The organism is Nisaea sp. (assembly GCF_034670185.1).
GTDB lineage: Bacteria > Pseudomonadota > Alphaproteobacteria > Thalassobaculales > Thalassobaculaceae > Nisaea.
Genome location: NZ_JAXMNY010000001.1, coordinates 1,692,565 through 1,712,991, shown reverse-complemented (window position 1 = coordinate 1,712,991; position 20,427 = coordinate 1,692,565). Strand labels below are relative to the sequence as shown.

The following is a 20,427-nucleotide window of genomic DNA, read 5'->3' as shown; positions in this document are numbered from 1 at the left end:
CTGTATGGACCTGAGTTCCCTCCTGGGCCTTGCCGCCGGCACCTTGGGGTCGCCGGTGGTGCTTTTCTTCATCCTGGGCTTCGCTGCGGCGCTGGCGCGTGTCGACCTGTCGCTACCGCAGCCGGTCGCCAAGACCGTAGCGCTTTATCTGATGCTTGCGATTGGCTTCAAGGGCGGTGTGGGGATCGCTGAGACTGGCGCCGGGCTTGCGAGTTTCCTTCCGCTCGCAGTCGGCATCCTTTTCAGCGCCTTGTTCCCGTTTGTCGGATACGCGGCTCTCCGTTCGACAAGCCGTCTCAGCCGGACCGATGCCGCGGCGGTTGCGGCCCACTACGGGTCGATCAGCATTGTGACGTTCCTTACCGCAATTCAGGTGCTTTCCGATCGGGGAGATACGGCGGAGGGCATTCTTGTTGCTGTCGCTGCCGCGATGGAAGCGCCTGCCATTGTCGCCGGTCTCTGGCTGGCTGCTGCGTCAGGTCGGTCGGGTGGCGCCGTTGTGAAGGGCGGAGGGGAAACCGTGCCGTCTATCTCAATCCGTGAAGCGGCGCTCAACAGTTCGGTTGTCCTGCTGCTTGGAGCGGTCGCTATCGGGTGGTTCACGGGGCCGGCAGGATTGGCTGACGTCAAACCGTTTATCGTGGATCCGTTCAAAGGCGTGCTTTGCCTGTTCCTGCTCGATATGGGCGCTGTGGCGGGGCGTGGTTTGTTGCAGAACCGCAAGGCAATATCAGCCGGTCCCATCCTTTTCGGGCTCTACATGCCGCTCATCGGCGCGGCGCTGATGGCTTTGGCGGTGTGGCCCCTCGACCTGTCAGTGCCCGGAAAGGCGCTGATGATGGTGCTTGCAGCCAGTGCTTCGTATATCGCGGTGCCTGCGGCGATGCGGCTTGCGCTGCCGCAGGCTAATCCGGCGATCTACACGACGCTCTCGCTCGGTGTGACGTTTCCGTTCAATGTTGTGATTGGCATTCCGCTCTATATCGCGCTTGCGGATATGCTGTTCTCGACGGCTCGATAGGGAGAATAGCCATGGAGACCCATTCGAAAGTTCGTCTGGACATTCTGATCGAGCAGCTCGCGGTTCCACGCCTTGCGGCCTTGCTGGACGGGCTGGAGGGCGTGAACGGATACACTATTTTGCCGGTTCAAGGAGGCAGTGGCCTGAACGGGATCTGGACGCGGGACGGACAAGTTGCCGGCGCCGAGGGCATGATGATGGTCTGGTGCATACTCGACCGGCATCACAAGGACAGTGTGCTCGAATCCGTCTTCGGGTTCGTCAATGAGAGGGCGGGCCTGATAACCGTGTCCAATGTCGAGGTCGTGCGCGCCGATCGGTTTTAGCCTTCTGGGATCTGCGGCAACGGGGTTGTTGCCTACTGCATGCTTTACCATTGCCTTGATGGCTCTTCTCAAATGGGATGGCCGGCTCTAGTCTCCTCCGCTCACCTGACCGGGAGATCCCATGCTCCGTATCGACGCAGCGTTCGACAGCGGCAATATAGAAGTCGTCTCCGCCGACGATCCGAACGACATCCAGCTCCGGATTCCGGCGGATACCGGGTCCGACTTTTACCAGTGGTTCCATTTCCGCCTCGCCGGTGCAGCCGGGCGCGGGGTGAAAATGCGCATCCTGAATGCCGGCGGGTCGAGCTATCCGAAAGGCTGGGAGAATTACCGGGCCTGCGCGTCTTACGACCGGGACACCTGGTTCCGGGTGCCGACATCCTATGACGGCACCGAGCTGACCATCCGGCACGTGCCGGAGGCGGACTATGTCTGGTACGCCTATTTCGCACCCTATTCGATGGAGCGGCACGAGGATCTGATCGCAGCCGCCCAGCAGTCAGAGCGCTGCGCCGCCGAGGTGCTCGGCGAGACGCATGACGGGCAGACCATTGACATGCTGACCATCGGCGAAGCTGCGGACGGCCGGAAGCCGCTCTGGGTTTTCGGCCGCCAGCATCCGGGAGAGCCCATGGCCGAATGGTACATGGAAGGCTTCATCGAACGGCTGCTCGATCCTGCTGATGGCACCAGCCGGGCGCTGCTGGAAAAGGCGGTGATCTACGCCGTGCCGAACATGAACCCGGACGGCACGCGCCGCGGCAATCTTCGGACCAATGCGCTGGGCGTGAACCTCAATCGCGAATGGGCGTCCCCGAGTGCGGAGAAAAGCCCGGAAGTGCTGGCTGTTCTGCAGGCGATGGATCGGCTCGGCGTCGATCTCTCTTTCGATGTGCACGGGGACGAAGCGATCCCGTATAATTTCATCGCCGGAAGCTATGGCGTGCCGGGGATCACCGATGCGCATGTCGCCATGCTGGATCGTTTCCAGCAAACCTATGCGGCGATGAACCCGGATTTCCAGACCGTGTACGGCTATCCGAAGGCGGCGCCGGGCAAAGGTAACCTTACAACTTCAACCGGCCATATCGCGAACCGGCTGGGCGCGCTGTCCATGACGCTGGAGATGCCCTTCAAGGATGCGGACAATCAGCCCGATCAGGTGCATGGTTGGGACGGCGAGCGCTCCAAGATTCTCGGCCGCAGTCTGGTCGATGTGCTGCTGGCGGTGGTGGACGATCTGCCACCCCGCATGGAAAGGAACTGAAACGTGACAATCACGGTCTACGGTATCGCCAATTGCGACACGGTGAAGAAGGCCCGCAAATGGCTGGATGCACGCGGTGTTTCTTATAATTTTCATGACTTCAAGAAAGGTGGCCTGACTCAGGAGCGGGCGGCGGAATGGATCGCCGAGCTTGGTGTCGAGAAGGTGGTCAACAAGCGCGGCACGACCTGGCGCAAGCTTGATCCGGCCATCCAGGAAAGCGTCAATGCCGACAGCGCGCCGGCACTGCTGGCCAGCCAATCCTCGTTGGTCAAGCGTCCGGTCATCGATCTTGGCGAGATCCGCGTGATCGGCTTCGACAAGGCGGTGCAGGCCGATCTCGAAACCCTGCTCGACTGACGCGAGATGGCGGGCAGTTCCGATGTCATCGTTGTCGGTGGCGGGCTGGTCGGCTCCGCCATTGCCTACGGGCTTGCCCGTGAGGGTGCGAAGGTCACGATCCTCGATGAGGGCGACGTGGCCTTCCGTGCCTCGCGCGGGAATTTCGGGCTGGTCTGGGTGCAGGGCAAGGGCGACGGCATGCCGGACTATGCCAGCTGGACCCGGCGCTCCAAGGATCTTTACCAGGGCTTCGCAGACGGCATGCTGGAGCATAATGGCCGGGATATCGAACTGAAGCAGGAAGGTGGTCTTGAACTCTGTCTCGGTGAGGACGCGTACCGGGAGAACGAGGACGAGATCCGCCGGATGCACAACCAGCCCGGCGTCGGCGAGAACGATCGCCGGATGATCGATGCGGAAGAGGTGCGCAAGATCATGCCGCTGGTTGGCCCGGAGGTAACCGGCGCCAGCTTCAGTCCGCATGATGGGCACGTCAATCCGCTCTACCTGCTGCACAGCCTGCATGCCGCTGCCCGGCAACTCGGCGCGCGGTATGTCAGTGGGGGAAAGACCCTTTCGATCGCCAGGGACGGCGACGGCTTCCGGGCCGAGACCGAGGCCGGAGTGTTCCGGTCGGGCAAGCTGGTGATTGCCGCTGGTATTGCCAATAAATGGCTCGCCCCGATGGTCGGCCTGGACATTCCGGTGAACCCTAATCGGGGTCATATCCTGATCACTGAGCGGATGCAGCCTGTCATGCCGATGCTGCTGGTCAATGCCCGGCAGACCGCTGACGGCACCATCAATTTCGGTAACAGCCACGAAGATGCGGGCTACGACACCTCGATCAGTCCGGCAAAGCTGGGCGAGATTGCGCGGAACGTCGTCCGGTATTTCCCGATCCTGAAAAATGTCCGCGTGGTGCGCACCTGGAGTGCGCTCCGGGTGATGGCGCCGGACGGTTTTCCGATCTATCGCGAGTCCGAAACGGCGCCGGGCGCCTTCAGCATTTCCTGTCACAGCGGCGTCACGCTGGCGGCGGCACACGCGCTCGATCTTGCGCCAACCATACTCAATGGCGGTTTCAACGACCGGTTCGCCGCCTTCTCTCCGGAGCGTTTCAATGTTTCGCCGGCTGCCTGAACCGCGCGCCCGTGCGGTGCATTTCACATTCGAGGGCGAGGCCCTGACTGCTCATAGCGGCGACAGCGTCGCGGCGGCCCTGCTGGGCGCCGGGATCGGTCATTCCCGAACCACACCGAGATCCGGCACGGCGCGGGCGCCCTACTGCATGATGGGTGTCTGCTTCGAATGCCTGATCGAGATCGACGGCGTGGCGAACCGCCAGGGCTGTCTGGTCGAGGTGCGTGATGGCATGACTGTGCGCCGTCAGCAAGGCGCGCCGGGGTTGCCGGAAGATCTTGCTGACGAGGGCGGGAAATGACGAGCACCGATCTTGCCATTATCGGTGCCGGTCCCGCCGGTATGGAGGCAGCGGCGACGGCTCGGGAAACGGGACTGTCGGTGTTGCTGATTGACGAGCAGCCGGAGCCGGGCGGGCAAATCTGGCGCGCGATCGAACGCAATGTGTCGGAGCGGCCGGACAATCTCGCTTTCCTCGGTCCGGACTATGCTGCTGGCGCCGCAAAGGCCGAACGGTTTCGCGCGTCCGGGGCCAATTACTGGCCTTCCGCCATGGTTTGGCATCTCGATAGCCCGGAAGATGGCGACAAAACGATTCTTGTGGCATGGGACGGAGTGACCCGCCAGGTGCAGGCGCGATCCGTTCTGCTCGCGACCGGAGCCATGGAACGGCCGGTGCCGATCCCGGGCTGGACCCTGCCGGGTGTGATGAGCATCGGGGCGGCGCAGACCATGTTGAAATCCTCTGGTCTATACCCGCAGGCTCCGCTGGTTCTTGCCGGGTCTGGGCCGCTTCTGCTGCTGTTCGCCGTGCAATGCCACGCAGCCGGGATTCCGGTTTCCGCCGTCCTGGACACAACCCCTCCGGGGGCCATGATGCGCGGCTTGCCTCATCTGCCGAAGGCGTTGCTAGGCTGGCGCACATTGCTGAAGGGCCGGCGGTTGATGCAGGCACTGGCGTCGTCCGGGATACCGGTCTACCGCCATGTGCGGAACCTCGAAGCGCTTGGAGCCGACTCTGTCGAGCGGGTCAGATGTACGAGCGATGGCCAGACCGTCGAACTCGAAGCGACGACCCTGCTTCTGCATGAGGGTGTGGTGCCCAACCCGCAGCTGACCCGCCTTATCGGGTGCGAGCATCGGTGGAACGCGGCCCAACGATGCTTTCATCCTGTGCTGAGCGATCGCGGGGAGACCAGCGTGCCGGGTGTTTTCGTCGCCGGTGATGGTGGCGGTATTGGCGGAGCGCCGGCGGCGGAGAATACGGGGCGGATTGCGGCGCTGGAGATCGCTGAAGAGCTCGGTGCGGTGAACCGGCCGTCAGGCGATATCGAGATCGTCAAGGCGCGCGATAATCTGCGGGCGCAAATGGCGGTGCGGCCACTGCTCGACGCGATGTACCCGCCGCCGGACTGGATCGGCAAGCTCGATGGCGATGTCCCTGTCTGCCGGTGCGAGGAAGTCAGCGCACGCGCGGTGCGTGGTGCCGCTGCCGACGGGGCGCCCGGTCCAAACCAGGCGAAAGCCTTCCTGCGTGCGGGCATGGGACCGTGCCAGGGGCGGATGTGCGGCCTGACCGTGACTGAAATTCTGGCCGACGCGCATGGCAAGGAGCCTGACGCAATCGGTTACTACCGTATCCGTCCACCCATCAAACCGGTGACCGTCGGCGAACTGGCGGCGCTGGATGGCGCGGACTAACCTGGAGGAAAGACGTGTCTGAAGAAAAAGTGCATGCCCTGGAAGTCGGGCTGCCAGTGCCGAATATCGACGATCTGTCCGAGGAAACCCGGAAATACTGGGATATTTGTGTGGAAAAGCTTGGCATGGTGCCAAACGTGCTCAAGGCCTACAGCTTTGACGACACCCATTTGCGCGGCTTCACCACGCTCTACAACACCCTGATGCTGGGCCCGTCGGGGCTCAGCAAGCTGGAGAGGGAGATGATTGCGGTCGTCGTTTCCTCCGTGAACCATTGTTATTACTGCCTGGTGGCCCACGGTGCGGCGGTGCGGGACTTGTCTGGCCGTCCGGAGCTGGGGGAAGGGCTCGTCTTCAATCACCGCTACGCCGATCTTGATGAGCGTGAGCGGGCGATGGTGGCTTTTGTCGAGAAGCTGACAAGGACGCCCTACGATATGGCAGAGACGGATCGCCAATCCCTGCGCGATGCAGGCTTTTCCGACCGCGACATCTGGGACATCGCCAATGTCGCCGGGTTCTTCAACATGTCGAACCGGGTCGCGAGCGCCGTGCATCTGATGCCCAATCCCGAGTACCATGCATCCGCCCGCGGTTAATCGGAGGACTGATCCATGACTATGGAACCTCAAGCCAAACGTGTTGAAACGGCGGCCGGGCGCGTGTCCTACCGAGAAACAGGAGCTGGAGAGGGCAAGCCGGTGATCCTGGCTCTGCACGGTCTGGGCGGTAATTCGCGGACGTGGAAAGCCCAGTATGCGGACTTGTCCGATGCGTTCCATATCATCGGCTGGGATGCGCCGGGTTACGGTCAGACCATGGTGGTCGGTCCGGACCAGACGGCGTTTGCCGTTCTTGCGTTGGCGCTGCTCGATCATCTCGGCGTCGAGAAATTCTCCGTGATCGGTCATTCCATGGGTGGGGTGGTAGCGCAGGCGGTTGCCGCCGAGGCGGGCGACAGGGTGCAGCATATGGTGCTGTCCTGCACACATTCAGGCAGTGCGGCCCCGGCGAGCGAGCCGATTTCCGGCAGCTATGCGACACGGATTGCCGCGCTGGAGACGGAAGGCAGTGCGAAATATGCGGCGGCTCGCTCCGGGATGATGGTTGCCGACGGTACACCAGGCGACATTCGTGCCCAGGTTCAGGAGATCGCCGGCGGGGTTACCGCGCCCGGGCTGCGCACCTGCGCAACCATGCTGCACCACGCGGACACAAGGCCGAATGCGCCGAGCATCAAGTGCCCGGTGCTGCTGATCTCCGGTGCGGGTGACAAGGTTGTCTCCGGGCGCCAGTCGGAAGCTCTGGCCGCGCTCTATCCTGCGGGACGCCATGTCCGGCTCGACGGTGCCGGACATGCGCCTTACCTGGAAGTAGCGGAGGCCTATAACGCGCTCTTGAGGGACTTCTTTGCATCATAGGCTTGCCACCGAGGCGGGATTTACGCGCTAATACAGGCGGAGGTCGTCTGATATGCCGCTCTCAGGTCTTGTCGGTGGTTGGCGTAAGATTATGTGCGGGGCGCTGCTCTCGGCTTTTCTGTCACCAGTATCGGCTTTCGCGCAAAACCCGCCCCAACTCGTCGATCTGAAGCTTTTGCTGGCCGTTGACGTTTCGGGCTCCATCGATTTCTGGGAATCCGACCTTCAGCGCGACGGCTATGTGAAGGCGCTGAAGGACGAGACCGTCATCAACACAATCCTGTCCGGCCAGACCGGCAGGATCGCTCTCAGCTACGTCGAATGGGCCGGCGGCGATCATCAGCGGGTTGTCGTCGACTGGAGCCTGATCGACAGCCGTGAAGCTGCCTATGCCGTGGCTGAGGATCTCAACGTCCGGCCGCACATGGCAGGGCGGCGCACCTCTATCGGAAACATGCTCAAATTCGCCACCGACTGGTTCCGTGATCCAAGGTTTTTCGCTGAGCGGCAGGTGATCGATATCTCAGGCGACGGCCCGAACAACACTGGTGCCAAGGTCGACGAGGCACGCGATCTGGCAGTTGCCAGCGGCATTACCATCAACGCGCTTCCGATTCTCAATGAGCGGCCATCACCCTACGGATTTCCGAAGCTGGTCGATCTGGACGTTTACTATGAGGAATGCGTGATCGGCGGCAGCGGCGCTTTCGTTATTGTCGCCAAGGGGATCCGGTCTTTTGCCGCTGCCGTCAGGCGCAAGATGATCCTGGAAGTTGCCGGTATGACTCCTGTAAGACCCGTCCGGGCCATGCCGGTGCAAATGGGGGGAAGAGCAAAGCCTTATGAGTGTGATATCGGGGAGCAGCAACTCCACGAATTCCTCAACAGGGGTGACGACTAGTTGAAGAACCCGCTTCGGTGCAGTTGCACATGGAAGTCCCGCAGGATCTTTTCTTTCTTCGCTTCGTCAGGAACCTGCGCGACCAGCTCGGTTTCGAAATTCGGGCGGCGCAGATGTTTGACGATGATTTCCCGTGCGAGTTTTGAGGCCTTGCCGTCGGGGAGCATTTCCGGCTGGCACATGCTGACCAGCATGAAGGCGCGGATATGTAATGGTTTATTCGGATCGTCCAACCGGTCGAGGATCTTTCCGTCGACCACATAGCTTGCCAGCAATTCGTCCAGATGCTGTGTCAGTTGCGCCTTGCGTGAGTCGGGCAGGTTTGATTTCTGAATCCGGTAGAAGATGGAGGTGATCTTTTCCATCTTCTTGTTCGGAGCTCCGGTACGCACGATCTGGTGGACGGATTCGGGGGTCATGAACAAGCCGTTCAGATGCTGCTCAATCTCATCCTTCAACAGGTCTTTACCGAGGTCGCTCTCTATCAGGGAGAGCAGATAGCCCGCCTTGCGGCCCGGGTCGCGGAGTGCGGGCAGGACGCTGGCTGTCGCTGCCTTCAGGCCGCCTTCACCGCCCTTGTTGATGATATGAGACTGCCGATGAGTGATGGCTTCGGCCATCTCAGGGCCGCCTGTCAGTTCAGTTCCCGGGATTAGTCGCAGCAGCATTTCCCGGAACACTTTCGGCTCCTCGGCGCCGTCCTTGGTCAAGGCGCCGCTGCCCTGTAGCTGACGGCATACCCGCTCCATCACCGCAAGCTTGGATTCCGGCAGTTTGGAGGCTTTGAACAAGCCGTTTATCTTGGCCGCGGTTGCCTCGGTCGAGGTCGCGTCCTGAGCCTTCTCCGTATCGATTGAACGGACGCCATCGGCAATCTCGATCAGGGAGATCAGCGCGTCCGCAAGGCTATCCTGATCGCCGAGCAGATCCTGCAGGACCGACGCATTGCTCAGCGCATCGCTGATGAACCAGTCAAGATTGGCAAGCGCCGGATCGGACTTGCAGGCACCGGCCCAGTCAACGGACATGGCAAATTTGCCCCACCAGTTCCGGACATTGATAAGTTCCCGGCTGGCGGCGACCCGGAACAGATAGCCCGGCGCCTCACCGTTAGATTTCTTGTTGATCTGATGGATCGCTTCATTGATTTCGACGTTCGCAAGCGATGGGAGATCGAGGCTTTCGGCCTGCTTGGCCCGTTTATTCAGACGGTCGGCAAAACCAAAGAGGGTGTTTTGCCGCTCGCCCATCGTCGGGCTGTCTTCGCTTCGGGATTGCATCTGCGCGACCTTGGAGATGGCCGAAGGCAGCATGCTCTCAAAATCCATGATCCGCTTCATTTCGCGAGCGTTGTGCATGACCTCGGTTGCGGTCACGGTATTCTTGTCGAGATAGGCCCGGAACAGACGGTTGACCGTGGTTCGGCCACCTCCATGGAACAGGTCCTCTATATCCTCGCATACCGGTGCCAGGCTGCTGGGTTCACCGACAGCGATACGGTCGGCGCCACCCGTGGAACGCAATTTTTCAAACAGAATATCGCCCGGAGCGGGGTTGCCGATATCGCCAACGGATTCCTTGAGAACGCGCACACCCATGACGCCGGGCTTGCCGAGAAACTGCAGCGCAGCTTTCTGCGCAATCTCAAGATCGTCAGCGGCACTTTCGATAGCCCACGATCCCTCCCTGAGCGTCAGGATCTCTAAGGTCTTCTTACGAAGCATTCTGTTCGACTATCTCCGTCGATTTTCCGGTTATTTTATTGGGAAAACGGTGATGGATAAAGACGTTTCCCGAAACGGGACTAATGATGGTGGCCGGTCCGGCAAATGGTCTGTTGGTTGTCGTGTTAGAACTACCCTTTATGCTTGCTCGCTTTTTGCTCGTTCCAGATATTCAGGAGATTGCCGGAAAAGGTAATGGCGCCACCGATCAGGACATAGGGGTTCCATGGTTCGTGGTAGAGCCAGAATCCGATAACAGCGACCAAGGGCAGCCTCAGGAAATCCAGAGGGCTGACGATAGTTGCATCCGCATGAGCCATGGCCCGGGCGATGCAGTAATGCGACGTGATTCCGCCGACGCCGAGCACGGCAATATAAGGATAAACGTCCACGGACGGCTCGACCCAGAGCATGATGGATGGAACCAGGCCCATCGGGAGCTGGATCAGGTTCATATAGAAGATGATCTTGAAGGCGCTTTCCGTAGAGGCGAGGCCTCGGGTGAAGACGTATGTGCAGGCGAAACAGACGGCAGCACCGATCACCGCGAAAGAAGCTGGCTGCAACAGCTCGGAACCGGGCCGCAGGATCACCAGAATTCCGGCAAACCCGAGGAGCACTGAAATGACCCGTATCCGTGTCAAGCGCTCCTTCAGAAATATTGCGGCTAGGATGGCGGTCCAGATCGGGGCGCTGAATTCGAGGGAGAAGACAGCGGCCAGCGGCAGCACGCTGACGCCGAAGATCCAGCCGAGTTGCCCGCCAAAATGAATAATATTTCGGCCGAGATGCACTTTCAGGCGTGCTGTCTTCAGACCGGTGCGACCGAGTTTCCAGGCGTAGGGGCTGAGCAGGATCAGGCAGATCACTGTCCGCATGAAGGTTACCTGGAAAACCGAAATTTCCTGGGTCAGCTCGCGCGCAGCCACGGCCATCGAGGTGAAAGAGGCAAGAGCGCCCATCATCCAGAGGACCGCGAGCAAGGGCTGAGAAGGCTGGTTCGTCGTGGACATGGGAGGGCTTCTTTGGGTATTTGATGCAGATCATATCGCAGGCAGGAGATGCCCAGCGGCAAGTGGTCGGCATCTTGCGACATTTCCTCGCCGGGGTCTTCCCGAATGTATCCCCGGTCTCAGTGCCGGTCCCGATTTAGAATCTTTCAAAAAAAATCACCGGTTTCTGAGTTTCGTGTTGATTTCCCCGCCAGCCGGGTTAATTAATCGGTACGAATTTAGTCCGCTTTATGGACGGTGCGATGCTGAAACTGAACAAGATGACTGACTATGCGGTTGTGGTGCTGGGCCAGATGGCCCGCGACCCCGGTCGTGTGCGGACCGCTGCGGCACTGTCCGAAACAACGGCGATACCGCTTCCGACTGTCTCGAAGCTGCTGAAGATCCTTGCCGGCGTGGGTCTCATAACCTCACATCGCGGGGCGAATGGCGGTTATTCGGTGGACCGGACGGCGGAGCAGGTGACTGTCGCGGCCATAGTGCAGGCCATTGATGGTCCGATCGCGCTGACAGCTTGTGTGGATGACAGCGACGGCCAGTGCGAGGTCAGTAACTCCTGCCCAATAAGCGGGAACTGGAACAGGGTGAATCTCGCCGTGAGGCGGGCGCTGGAGGAGGTCACTCTGGCTGATCTTCTGGACCCGACGGAAATGTTTCCGTTGCAACCCGCCGCGGCGGGGACGCGTCAGCCAGTGACGGCTGACAGCTGACGGACGAATTCGAGTGCAATTGAACGAGCGTTTAAGATAGCGGGATAACACGATCATGGCGGCAACTGTCGAGACAATCGAACAGGTCGAGCAGCTCGGAACCGAGAAATACAAGTACGGTTTCGTCACCGACATCGAGTCTGAAATGGCTCCGAAGGGTCTCAGCGAAGAGGTGATCCGCTTCATTTCGGCGAAGAAGGAAGAGCCGGAATGGATGCTGGAATGGCGCCTGAAGGCTTACGAGCACTTCAAGACCATGGAAGAGCCGGACTGGGCGAAGGTTGCGTACACACCCATTGATCTGAGCGACATCTATTATTACGCAGCACCCAAGGTTAAAGAGAAGCTGAACAGTCTGGACGAGGTTGATCCAGAGCTTCTGCGTACCTATGAGAAGCTCGGCATTCCGCTGAAAGAGCAGGAAATTCTCGCTGGCGTGGTTGCGGTCGATGCAGTGTTCGATTCCGTGTCAGTTGCAACGACTTACCGCAAGAAGCTCGCCGAATACGGCGTCATCTTCTGCTCCATTTCGGAAGCCATCAAGGAGCATCCGGAGCTGGTGAAGAAGTATCTCGGCTCGGTCGTCCCGTATTCCGACAACTACTTCGCGACGCTGAACTGCGCCGTCTTCACCGACGGCTCCTTCGTCTACATCCCGAAGGGCGTGCGCTGCCCGATGGAACTCTCCACATATTTCCGCATCAACGCGGAAAACACCGGACAGTTCGAGCGCACCCTGATCATTGCCGAAGAGGGCTCCTACGTCTCCTATCTGGAAGGTTGCACAGCCCCGCAGCGTGACGAGAATCAGCTCCATGCTGCCGTGGTTGAGCTGGTCGCAATGAAGGAAGCGGAGATCAAGTACTCGACGGTGCAGAACTGGTATCCGGGCGACGACACCGGTGCCGGCGGCATCTACAACTTCGTGACCAAACGTGGCGCCTGTCGCGGCGACAGCTCGAAGATCTCCTGGACCCAGGTGGAAACCGGCTCCGCCGTTACCTGGAAATACCCGAGCTGCATCCTGCAGGGCGATAATTCGGTCGGTGAATTCTATTCCGTCGCCATTACCAACAATGCCCAGCAGGCCGATACCGGCACCAAGATGATCCATATCGGCAAGAACACGAAGTCGACGATCATCTCCAAGGGCATCAGTGCGGGCAAGGCGGACAACACCTATCGCGGTCTGGTCAAAGTGCTGCCGGGGGCCGAAGGCGCCCGCAACTACACCCAGTGCGACAGCCTCTTGATTGGCGATCAGTGCGGCGCCCACACGGTGCCCTACATCGAATCCCGCAATCCCTCTGCCCGGATCGAGCATGAGGCGACGACCTCGAAGATCAGCGAAGACCAGCTTTTCTACTGTTCTCAGCGCGGTCTTTCGGAAGAGGACGCGGTCTCCATAATCGTCAACGGATTCTGCAAGGAAGTCATGAAAGAGCTTCCAATGGAATTCGCCGTCGAGGCTCAAAAACTTATCGGTATCAGTCTTGAAGGCAGCGTCGGCTGACGCGCCGGAATATCAAATAATACGCTCGGAGAGAGATATGGCCCTGTTGGAAATCAAGAATCTGCACGCCTCACTGGAAGAGGAAGACAAGGAAATCCTGAAAGGGATCGACCTCGTCATCCAGCCCGGCGAAGTGCATGCGATCATGGGCCCGAACGGGTCTGGCAAAAGCACGCTGTCCTACGTGCTGGCTGGCCGCGACGGCTATGAGGTGACCGAAGGTGAAGTGACCTTCGACGGCAAGGATCTGCTCGAGCTGGAAGCGAACGAACGCGCCAATGAAGGCGTCTTCCTGGCTTTCCAGTATCCGGTGGAAATCCCGGGCGTTCCAGGCATGACATTCCTGCGTGAAGCGCTGAATTCCAAGCGCAAGTATCACGGCGAGGAAGAGCTGGACGCGATGCAGTTCCTCAAGCTCGTACGCGAGAAGGCGAAGGCGCTCGAAATGGGCGACGACATGCTGAAACGCGCCGTGAATGTCGGCTTCTCCGGTGGTGAGAAAAAGCGGAACGAGATCCTGCAGATGGCGGTACTTGAGCCGACCCTTTGCGTCCTGGACGAGACCGATTCCGGCCTTGATATCGATGCCCTGAAGATCGTTGCCGACGGCGTGAACGCGCTGCGCAACGAGAATCGTGGCATGCTGCTGATCACGCACTATCAGCGCCTGCTCGACTATATCCAGCCGGACTTCGTGCATGTCATGGCGGCAGGCAAGATCCAGCGTTCGGGCGGCAAGGAACTCGCGCTTGAGCTCGAGGAAAAGGGCTATGCCGATTTCACCGGCAAGGCTGCCTGAACAGGTTCGGAGAACGAGACATGCCGAACGATATGGCAAATGACAATGCGTTGCTGAAGGCTTTCAGCGCGACGCCCGTTGACGGTGCGCCGGACTGGTTCGGGGCGGTTACAGCTGCGGGTGCGCAGACATTCGAAACCCTCGGCCTGCCGACGAACCGGACTGAGGCCTGGAAGTATACCAGCCTGCGCGGACTCGGCGGCCTTGCCTTCGCGGCGCCGTCGGCTGATCTGGAACCAGTTGAGATTCCGCGCGACAGCGTCGCGGACATCAAGGGGATTGAGATCGTCCTGGTGAACGGCCGGCTCGACGAAGGCCGTTCGGCGCTCGACAACCTGCCCGTCGGCTTGGCGATCACGCCGCTTTCGAAAGCGATGGAACGGGACGGCGGAGCCGTCAAACATGCGCTCCAGGACGAGAGCGCTATCGACGGGTTGCCGCTTGCGGCTCTCAGCACGGCCGGGATTACCGGTGGTGTGCTGATCGAGGTCGCCAAGAACGCCGATATCGCAAAGCCGATCCACATCATCTCCATTGGCACAGCCGGTGACGAGCCGGTTGCTTTCGCGCCGCGCAATGTTGTCTGGGTTGGTGCGAACGCCAAGGCGACGTTGGTCGAAAGCCATGTCGGTGTGGGCGAGGGTAGCTACTTTTCCAATTCCGTGACCCATGTCACGGTCGAGGACGAGGCGATCTTCCATCATTACAAGCTGCAGAATGAGGCCCGTTCGGCCTATCACGTGGCCATGACGCATGTGACCTGTGGCGAGAAGGTGATCTACGACAACTTCGCCCTGTCCTGCGGCTCCAAGCTGGCCCGGAACGAAATCCGCGGCAAGCTGGATGGCTCCGAGATCCTTTATGCTGTGAATGGCGTCTATATGGCGGCGGCCAACCAGCATCTCGACAACACAACCTTCATCGAGCATGCCAAGCCGAACAGCCAGTCGCGCGAAATCTACAAGGGCGTTCTGGACGAAAACGGACGCGGCGTCTTCCAAGGCAAGATCCTGGTGCAGCGCCCGGCGCAGAAGACTGACGGTTACCAGATGAACCGGGCCCTGTTGCTGTCCCGCAAGGCGGAAATCGACAGCAAGCCGGAGCTGGAAATCTATGCCGATGACGTGAAGTGCAGCCACGGCGCAACGGTGGGCGAACTTGATGATAATCAGCTCTTCTACCTGAAAGCCCGCGGCATTGCGGAACACGACGCCCGCAATATGCTGATCGAGGCTTACCTCCGCGATGCTCTGGAAGAAATCCGGATGGATTCCGTTGCCCAGGCCTTCGGTGCGAAAATTACCGACTGGCTGGCGGAGCGCGCGAAAAGAGAGGACGCGGCGGCATGAGCGAGGCAGGGTACGACGTTGACCTGATCCGGCAGGATTTCCCGATCTTGTCGATGGAAGTTCGCGGCAAGCCGCTGGTGTATCTCGACTCGGCAGCGTCGGCTCAGAAGCCGCGTCAGGTAATTGAAGCCGTGACGCGGATGTATGAGGCGGAATATTCGAACGTCAATCGCGGTCTGCATTATCTGAGTGAGCTCGCGACAGCGCGTTACGAAGGCGCGCGGGAGAAGGTTCAGGCCTTCATCAATGCCAAGCACAGCCACGAGATCGTCTATACCCGTGGCACCACCGACGCGCTCAACCTCGTTGCACAATCCTATGCCCGTGCCTTCCTTGAGGAAGGCGACGAGATCATCATCACCACGATGGAGCATCACTCCAACATCGTGCCGTGGCAGATGATTCGGGACGAGAAGGGGCTGGTGCTCAAGGCCGCCGATGTCGACGAGGAGGGGGCGTTTCACCTCTCCGCGCTGGAAGCTTTGATCACGGATCGGACGAAGATCATCTCCGTGCCGCATGTCTCGAACGTCCTCGGGACCGTCCTGCCGGTGAAGGAGATCGCCGCGCTGGCCCACAAGGCCGGTGCGATCCTGGTCGTGGACGGGGCGCAGGGCGTCACGCATATGCCGGTCGACGTAGTCGATATCGATTGTGATTTCTACGCTTTCTCCGGGCACAAGCTCTACGGTCCGACCGGGATCGGTATTCTCTACGGCAAGGAAGAATTGCTGGAGAAAATGCCACCGGTGCAGGGCGGCGGCGACATGATCAACACGGTTACGATCGCTAAATCGACCTGGGCGGACCTGCCGCACAAGTTCGAGGCGGGCACGCCGCCGATCGTCCAGGCCTACGGTCTCGGGGTTGCGGTCGACTATGTTAATGCCATTGGCATGTCGGCAATCGGTGCGCATGAGGCCGACGTGCTGACATACGCGACCCAGCGTCTGGCCTCCGTCGAGGGGCTGCGTCTGATCGGCACGGCGCCGGGCAAGGCGAGTGTGTTGTCCTTCGTCATGGATTGCGCCCATCCGCACGATATTTCGACGATCATCGACCAGGCCGGTGTTGCGGTGCGCGCCGGGCACCATTGCGCCCAGCCCTTGATGGAGCGGTTCGATGTGCCGGCCATGGCCCGGGCCAGTCTCGGCCTTTACAACACCCGTCAGGACATCGACGCACTCGTCGACAGTCTGGAAAAGGTGAGGGAGATCTTTTCGTGATGCAGCCTGGTCCCGGAATGCATGACTTTCTGGATATCCCGCCGCCGGAAGAAGGCATCGTTGCCGAAGTCGGTGAGCCGCTTGCCGAAGGCGTACGTGTAGCCACGGAAGATGAGATCATCCTCGCATTGAAAGAAGTCTACGATCCGGAAATCCCGGTCGACATCTACGAGCTGGGATTGATCTACGAGATCGATATCAAGGATAATGGCGATGTCAAAATTCTGATGACGCTAACAGCACCGGCCTGTCCGGTTGCCGGGCAGCTTCCAATTGATGTTGGCGAGAAGGCCGCAAGCGTCAAAGGAGTTGGCCGGGTGCAGGTAGAGTTGAGCTGGGAGCCGGCCTGGACACCGGAACGGATGAGCGACGAGGCACGCCTCGCACTCAACATGTTCTAGAATTTGATCCAGATCATCACTATATAAAGACGACAGGCTAGACAGAGGAAAGAGACAACATGTTTCAGCCCGGTAAAGCCCCGATCACATTGACGGACGCCGCCGCGGAAAGGGTTAAGTCCCTGATGGCGGCAAAACCCGAGGACGGTGTTCTTGGACTGCGCGTTGGCGTGAAAGCCAAGGGATGCTCCGGCCTCAGCTATTTCGTCGAGTACGCCAAAGAGCGGAAGAAATTCGAGGACATGGTGGAGGACAAGGGTGTCACTATCTTTGTCGATCCGACATCCGTGATGTTCATCCTCGGCTCCGAAATGGATTTCCAGGAAGACAAATATTATTCGGGTTTCGTCTTCAATAATCCGAACGAAGAAAGCCGCTGCGGCTGTGGCGAGAGCTTCAACGTCGCTTCCTGAGTTTGAAGGCCTTTCAGTAAACTTCCCATAGGTCGAATCCGTGCGGGATATCCTCGGTCTTTGCGCTGTAAAGATCCCTTGACCGACGTGCCGTATCGGCCTCCCCTATAATCAGAATGTTGCGCTCGCGAACAAAGGCCTGTGCGACACGGCCCGGACTCGAGAGAGGCGCACGTCATTTGAAGATGTGAGGTCGCGATGCCCGATGAGACGCGTCTGGATTCCAAGATTGAAGACGGCAAGGACGCGCCGCTGCGCGAGAATATCCGGCTCCTGGGGCGCCTGCTCGGCGACACTGTCAGGGAGCAGGAAGGTCAGGATGTTTTCGATATCATCGAGAATATCCGGCAGACCTCAATCCGCTTTCATCGCGATGACGAACTGACGGCGAAGCAGGAACTCGAGAGCATTCTCGAGCGTCTGAACCCGGACCAGTCGGTACAGGTGATCAGGGCATTCAGTTACTTCTCGCACCTCGCGAATATTGCCGAGGACCTTCACCACACCCGCCGGAACCGGGCACACGATATTGCCGGCTCAGCAGCCCGTGGAGGATCGATCGAAGCGGCACTCGGCCGTGCTGCCGAAGCCGGGTTTTCGGCTGGCGGTCTCGAAGCTTTCTTTCGAAACGCATTGGTGAGCCCGGTGCTGACGGCGCATCCGACGGAAGTGCGCCGCAAGAGCACGATGCGCCGTGAAATGGCTGTCGCCGATCTCATCGCCAAGCTGGAGAGGGGACCGTGGACGGCGGAAGAGGCGGAGGATATCGACGCCAAGCTCGGCCGGGCGATCCTGACGCTCTGGCAGACCAATTTGCTGCGCCAGAGCCGGCTTGATGTGGCGGATGAGGTCGAGAACGGCCTGACATATTACGACTACACCTTCTTCCGGGAGTTGCCGCGTCTCTATTGCCGTCTCGAAGACCGGATTTCTGCCATGGATACGACCATGGACGGGAGCGAACAGCCTGTCGAGCTGGCGTCTTTTCTGCGTATCGGCAGCTGGATCGGTGGTGACAGGGACGGCAATCCGTTCGTGACCGCTACTGTCGTGGAGCGAACCCTGCAGATGCAGAGTGAGCGCGTGCTCGGCTTTTATAGGTCGGAGCTTGAGAAGCTGGAGGACGAGCTCTCCCTCTCGCTGCGTATCGTATCGGTATCGGAGGAGCTGGCCGCACTTGCGGTCAACGCGGACGACGTCTCGCAACACACCGTGCTGGAGCCTTATCGCCGTGCGCTCTCGGGTATCGGCAGCCGGGTCGCGGCTACGCTGGACGCCGTGAAGGAGCCTTTGCCGACTGATGTGTTGCCCGCGCACGGAATACCGCCCATGGCGAGCGAAGAGCACTCTGCATTTGTCAAATATGAGAGCCCTGAAGCCCTGCGCGCGGACCTGGACATAGTGCATGCCTCTCTGGTCGCGCATGGCTCTCGTCAGCTGACCGAAGGGCGTCTGCGCCGCCTGCGGCGTGCGGTCGATTGCTTCGGCTTCCATCTTGCCACCCTGGATATGCGGCAAAATTCTGAGGTGCATGCCCGCACCGTGGGGGATCTGCTGCAGGCAGTTGGGGCGGTGCCCGACTACACGGCTCTGGAAGAGGATGAGCGGGTTACTCTGCTGTCATCGGAGCTGGGCAATCTCCGCCCGCTCCTGCGTCCGTTCGAGAGCTATTCGGAGGAAACCGAGAAGGAGCTGGCGATCTTCAGGGCTGCTTCGGCGGCGCACCGGCGTTATGGGCCGCGTGCGATTACCACCGCGATCATCTCCAACACCCAGAGCGTCTCGGACCTGCTCGAACTGGCAATCCTTCTGAAGGAAGTCGGCCTGGTCACGCCGGAAGGCCGGAGTGCCGTCAATATCGTCCCGCTGTTCGAGACCATCGAGGATTTGCGCAATTGCGTCGGCATCATGGACCGGCTTCTGTCAATCCCGGCCTATCGCGCTCTGGTGGATGATCTTGGCGGCGTTCAGGAAGTCATGCTCGGCTATTCCGACAGCAACAAGGACGGCGGCTATCTGACGTCCGGCTGGGAGCTCTACAAGGCCGAGATCGCGCTGATCGAGCTGTTCCGGCATCACAATGTCCGGCTGCGCCTGTTTCATGGCCGTGGCGGCACTGTCGGGCGCGGCGGCGGTCCGAGTTTCGAAGCTATACTTGCCCAGCCGGCCGGCGCCGTGGATGGCCAGATCCGTCTGACCGAGCAGGGCGAGATCATCTCCAGCAAGTACACCAATCCGGATCTCGGTCGCCGAAACCTGGAGATCCTTGCCGCCGCTTGCCTTGAAGCCTCGCTGTTGCGGCCGGACCGGGACGACGTTCCGCCTGAATTCCTGGAGGCGATGGAGGAATTGTCGGCCAGCGCTTTCAAGGCCTATCGCGCGCTGGTCTATGAAACCCCGCGTTTCGACGAGTACTTCTGGGGCTCGACGGTCATCAATGAGATCGCCACCCTCAATATCGGTTCGCGCCCGGCTTCCCGGAAGAAACTCGGCAAGATAGCGGATCTGCGCGCCATTCCCTGGGTTTTCAGCTGGTCGCAATGCCGCCTGATGCTACCCGGGTGGTACGGCGTCGGCAGTGCGTTCCAGGCATGGCTGGTGGCGCATCCCGAGGATGGCCTGGAGCGTCTTCGCACGATGTATCGGGAATGGCCGTTCTTCAAGGCGCAGCTCTCGAACATGGCGATGGTTCTCTCCAAGACCAATATCGCAATTGCCTCGCGCTATGCCGAACTGGTCGAGGATGAGCAATTACGGGATGCGATCTTCCACCGGATCCGTGATGAGCGGGAAGCATCCATCGAAGCTTTGCTGCAGATCATGCAGGATGAGACCCTGCTGGACGGAAACCCCTTGCTGTCTCGGTCGATCTCGAACCGGTTCCCCTATCTCGACCCGCTCAATCACCTGCAGGTCAACCTGCTCCGCGACTATCGCCGGGATGCGGACGATCCAAAGGTCTTGCGGGGCATACAGCTGACCATCAACGGGATTTCAGCGGGGCTCCGCAACAGCGGCTAAGCGATTAACGCCTGTATTGGAACCTATTTCATTCTTCCCACCGGAAGGATGGTTGCGGCATAGTCCCGGCTAATAGCCAAAGCTGTGAAGCTCCAGCCAGAATGAACCGGTGCTACAGGTTCCGTCTGCCGTT

General features: G+C 60.0%; 20 protein-coding genes. 18 read left to right on the top strand and 2 right to left on the bottom strand.

Going from position 1 to position 20,427, the window contains the following annotated elements:
- Positions 1-4: 4 nt before the first annotated feature.
- The 10 genes from VOI22_RS08180 to VOI22_RS08135 all read left to right on the top strand — a co-directional run bounded on the left by VOI22_RS08180 (position 5) and on the right by VOI22_RS08135 (position 8,125).
- Positions 5-1,021: a sodium-dependent bicarbonate transport family permease gene (locus tag VOI22_RS08180; protein ID WP_323796016.1), complete on the top strand. Its 1,017-nt coding sequence runs from the start codon at positions 5-7 to the stop codon at positions 1,019-1,021.
- 11 nt (positions 1,022-1,032) lie between these two features.
- Positions 1,033-1,347, top strand: a complete 315-nt coding sequence (locus VOI22_RS08175) for a P-II family nitrogen regulator (protein ID WP_323796015.1) — start codon at positions 1,033-1,035, stop codon at positions 1,345-1,347.
- 121 nt (positions 1,348-1,468) lie between these two features.
- On the top strand, positions 1,469-2,617 hold the full coding sequence (locus VOI22_RS08170) for a M14-type cytosolic carboxypeptidase (protein WP_323796014.1): 1,149 nt from the start codon (positions 1,469-1,471) through the stop codon (positions 2,615-2,617).
- 3 nt (positions 2,618-2,620) lie between these two features.
- Positions 2,621-2,977 (top strand): arsenate reductase, encoded by a 357-nt coding sequence (locus VOI22_RS08165; protein WP_028464555.1) that lies wholly within the window; start codon positions 2,621-2,623, stop codon positions 2,975-2,977.
- Between the two features lie 6 nt (positions 2,978-2,983).
- Positions 2,984-4,102, top strand: coding sequence for an FAD-dependent oxidoreductase (locus tag VOI22_RS08160; protein ID WP_323796013.1), 1,119 nt, complete (start codon positions 2,984-2,986; stop codon positions 4,100-4,102).
- Positions 4,083-4,403 (top strand): (2Fe-2S)-binding protein, encoded by a 321-nt coding sequence (locus VOI22_RS08155; RefSeq protein WP_323796012.1) that lies wholly within the window; start codon positions 4,083-4,085, stop codon positions 4,401-4,403. Before VOI22_RS08160 ends, VOI22_RS08155 begins: the two co-directional genes overlap by 20 nt.
- Positions 4,400-5,803, top strand: a complete 1,404-nt coding sequence (locus VOI22_RS08150; RefSeq protein WP_323796011.1) for an NAD(P)/FAD-dependent oxidoreductase — start codon at positions 4,400-4,402, stop codon at positions 5,801-5,803. Before VOI22_RS08155 ends, VOI22_RS08150 begins: the two co-directional genes overlap by 4 nt.
- Before the next feature lie 14 nt (positions 5,804-5,817).
- Positions 5,818-6,402, top strand: coding sequence for a peroxidase-related enzyme (locus VOI22_RS08145; RefSeq protein ID WP_323796010.1), 585 nt, complete (start codon positions 5,818-5,820; stop codon positions 6,400-6,402).
- Positions 6,403-6,417: 15 nt separating this feature from the next.
- On the top strand, positions 6,418-7,224 hold the full coding sequence (locus VOI22_RS08140) for an alpha/beta fold hydrolase (RefSeq protein WP_323796009.1): 807 nt from the start codon (positions 6,418-6,420) through the stop codon (positions 7,222-7,224).
- 52 nt (positions 7,225-7,276) lie between these two features.
- Positions 7,277-8,125 carry a DUF1194 domain-containing protein gene (locus VOI22_RS08135; RefSeq protein WP_323796008.1) on the top strand — a complete coding sequence of 283 codons (849 nt, stop codon included), beginning with the start codon at positions 7,277-7,279 and terminating at the stop codon, positions 8,123-8,125.
- On the opposite strand, the gene VOI22_RS08130 is transcribed toward VOI22_RS08135, so the two are convergent.
- Both VOI22_RS08130 and VOI22_RS08125 read right to left on the bottom strand, forming a co-directional pair.
- Positions 8,122-9,849, bottom strand: coding sequence for a hypothetical protein (locus tag VOI22_RS08130; protein ID WP_323796007.1), 1,728 nt, complete (start codon positions 9,847-9,849; stop codon positions 8,122-8,124). The genes VOI22_RS08135 and VOI22_RS08130 overlap by 4 nt on opposite strands.
- A 131-nt stretch (positions 9,850-9,980) precedes the next feature.
- On the bottom strand, positions 9,981-10,862 hold the full coding sequence (locus VOI22_RS08125; protein ID WP_323796006.1) for a DMT family transporter: 882 nt from the start codon (positions 10,860-10,862) through the stop codon (positions 9,981-9,983).
- Between the two features lie 242 nt (positions 10,863-11,104).
- Here VOI22_RS08125 and VOI22_RS08120 point away from each other — a divergent pair, with 242 nt between their 5' ends.
- From VOI22_RS08120 to ppc, 8 genes are all read left to right on the top strand, one after another.
- Entirely contained in the window at positions 11,105-11,572 is a 468-nt protein-coding gene (locus VOI22_RS08120; protein ID WP_323796005.1) for an SUF system Fe-S cluster assembly regulator, read from the top strand.
- Between the two features lie 55 nt (positions 11,573-11,627).
- Positions 11,628-13,085: a Fe-S cluster assembly protein SufB gene (gene sufB, locus VOI22_RS08115; protein ID WP_323796004.1), complete on the top strand. Its 1,458-nt coding sequence runs from the start codon at positions 11,628-11,630 to the stop codon at positions 13,083-13,085.
- Positions 13,086-13,122: 37 nt separating this feature from the next.
- A complete protein-coding gene (gene sufC / locus VOI22_RS08110; RefSeq protein ID WP_416366111.1) occupies positions 13,123-13,884 on the top strand; it encodes a Fe-S cluster assembly ATPase SufC in 762 nt (253 codons plus the stop codon).
- A 20-nt stretch (positions 13,885-13,904) separates the two neighbouring features.
- A complete protein-coding gene (gene sufD / locus VOI22_RS08105) occupies positions 13,905-15,233 on the top strand; it encodes a Fe-S cluster assembly protein SufD (protein WP_323796003.1) in 1,329 nt (442 codons plus the stop codon).
- Positions 15,230-16,459, top strand: coding sequence for a cysteine desulfurase (locus VOI22_RS08100; RefSeq protein ID WP_323796002.1), 1,230 nt, complete (start codon positions 15,230-15,232; stop codon positions 16,457-16,459). The genes sufD and VOI22_RS08100 overlap by 4 nt, the downstream gene beginning before the upstream one ends.
- On the top strand, positions 16,459-16,860 hold the full coding sequence (locus tag VOI22_RS08095; protein WP_028464566.1) for an SUF system Fe-S cluster assembly protein: 402 nt from the start codon (positions 16,459-16,461) through the stop codon (positions 16,858-16,860). The genes VOI22_RS08100 and VOI22_RS08095 overlap by 1 nt, the downstream gene beginning before the upstream one ends.
- Positions 16,861-16,919: 59 nt before the next feature.
- A complete protein-coding gene (locus tag VOI22_RS08090; RefSeq protein ID WP_028464567.1) occupies positions 16,920-17,273 on the top strand; it encodes a HesB/IscA family protein in 354 nt (117 codons plus the stop codon).
- 198 nt (positions 17,274-17,471) lie between these two features.
- Positions 17,472-20,294, top strand: coding sequence for a phosphoenolpyruvate carboxylase (gene ppc, locus VOI22_RS08085; RefSeq protein ID WP_323796001.1), 2,823 nt, complete (start codon positions 17,472-17,474; stop codon positions 20,292-20,294).
- Positions 20,295-20,427 lie beyond the last annotated feature (133 nt).

What these genes read in the sequence shown, in the direction of transcription:
- VOI22_RS08180 (WP_323796016.1), top strand. Translation starts at nt 5, where the DNA reads ATGGACCTGAGTTCCCTCCTGGGCCTTGCCGCCGGCACCTTGGGGTCG.
- VOI22_RS08175 (WP_323796015.1), top strand. Translation starts at nt 1,033, where the DNA reads ATGGAGACCCATTCGAAAGTTCGTCTGGACATTCTGATCGAGCAGCTC.
- VOI22_RS08170 (WP_323796014.1), top strand. Translation starts at nt 1,469, where the DNA reads ATGCTCCGTATCGACGCAGCGTTCGACAGCGGCAATATAGAAGTCGTC.
- VOI22_RS08160 (WP_323796013.1), top strand. Translation starts at nt 2,984, where the DNA reads ATGGCGGGCAGTTCCGATGTCATCGTTGTCGGTGGCGGGCTGGTCGGC.
- VOI22_RS08155 (WP_323796012.1), top strand. Translation starts at nt 4,083, where the DNA reads ATGTTTCGCCGGCTGCCTGAACCGCGCGCCCGTGCGGTGCATTTCACA.
- VOI22_RS08150 (WP_323796011.1), top strand. Translation starts at nt 4,400, where the DNA reads ATGACGAGCACCGATCTTGCCATTATCGGTGCCGGTCCCGCCGGTATG.
- VOI22_RS08140 (WP_323796009.1), top strand. Translation starts at nt 6,418, where the DNA reads ATGACTATGGAACCTCAAGCCAAACGTGTTGAAACGGCGGCCGGGCGC.
- VOI22_RS08135 (WP_323796008.1), top strand. Translation starts at nt 7,277, where the DNA reads ATGCCGCTCTCAGGTCTTGTCGGTGGTTGGCGTAAGATTATGTGCGGG.
- VOI22_RS08130 (WP_323796007.1), bottom strand. Translation starts at nt 9,849, where the DNA reads ATGCTTCGTAAGAAGACCTTAGAGATCCTGACGCTCAGGGAGGGATCG.
- VOI22_RS08125 (WP_323796006.1), bottom strand. Translation starts at nt 10,862, where the DNA reads ATGTCCACGACGAACCAGCCTTCTCAGCCCTTGCTCGCGGTCCTCTGG.
- VOI22_RS08120 (WP_323796005.1), top strand. Translation starts at nt 11,105, where the DNA reads ATGCTGAAACTGAACAAGATGACTGACTATGCGGTTGTGGTGCTGGGC.
- sufB (WP_323796004.1), top strand. Translation starts at nt 11,628, where the DNA reads ATGGCGGCAACTGTCGAGACAATCGAACAGGTCGAGCAGCTCGGAACC.
- sufC (WP_416366111.1), top strand. Translation starts at nt 13,123, where the DNA reads ATGGCCCTGTTGGAAATCAAGAATCTGCACGCCTCACTGGAAGAGGAA.
- sufD (WP_323796003.1), top strand. Translation starts at nt 13,905, where the DNA reads ATGCCGAACGATATGGCAAATGACAATGCGTTGCTGAAGGCTTTCAGC.
- VOI22_RS08100 (WP_323796002.1), top strand. Translation starts at nt 15,230, where the DNA reads ATGAGCGAGGCAGGGTACGACGTTGACCTGATCCGGCAGGATTTCCCG.
- VOI22_RS08095 (WP_028464566.1), top strand. Translation starts at nt 16,459, where the DNA reads ATGCAGCCTGGTCCCGGAATGCATGACTTTCTGGATATCCCGCCGCCG.
- VOI22_RS08090 (WP_028464567.1), top strand. Translation starts at nt 16,920, where the DNA reads ATGTTTCAGCCCGGTAAAGCCCCGATCACATTGACGGACGCCGCCGCG.
- ppc (WP_323796001.1), top strand. Translation starts at nt 17,472, where the DNA reads ATGCCCGATGAGACGCGTCTGGATTCCAAGATTGAAGACGGCAAGGAC.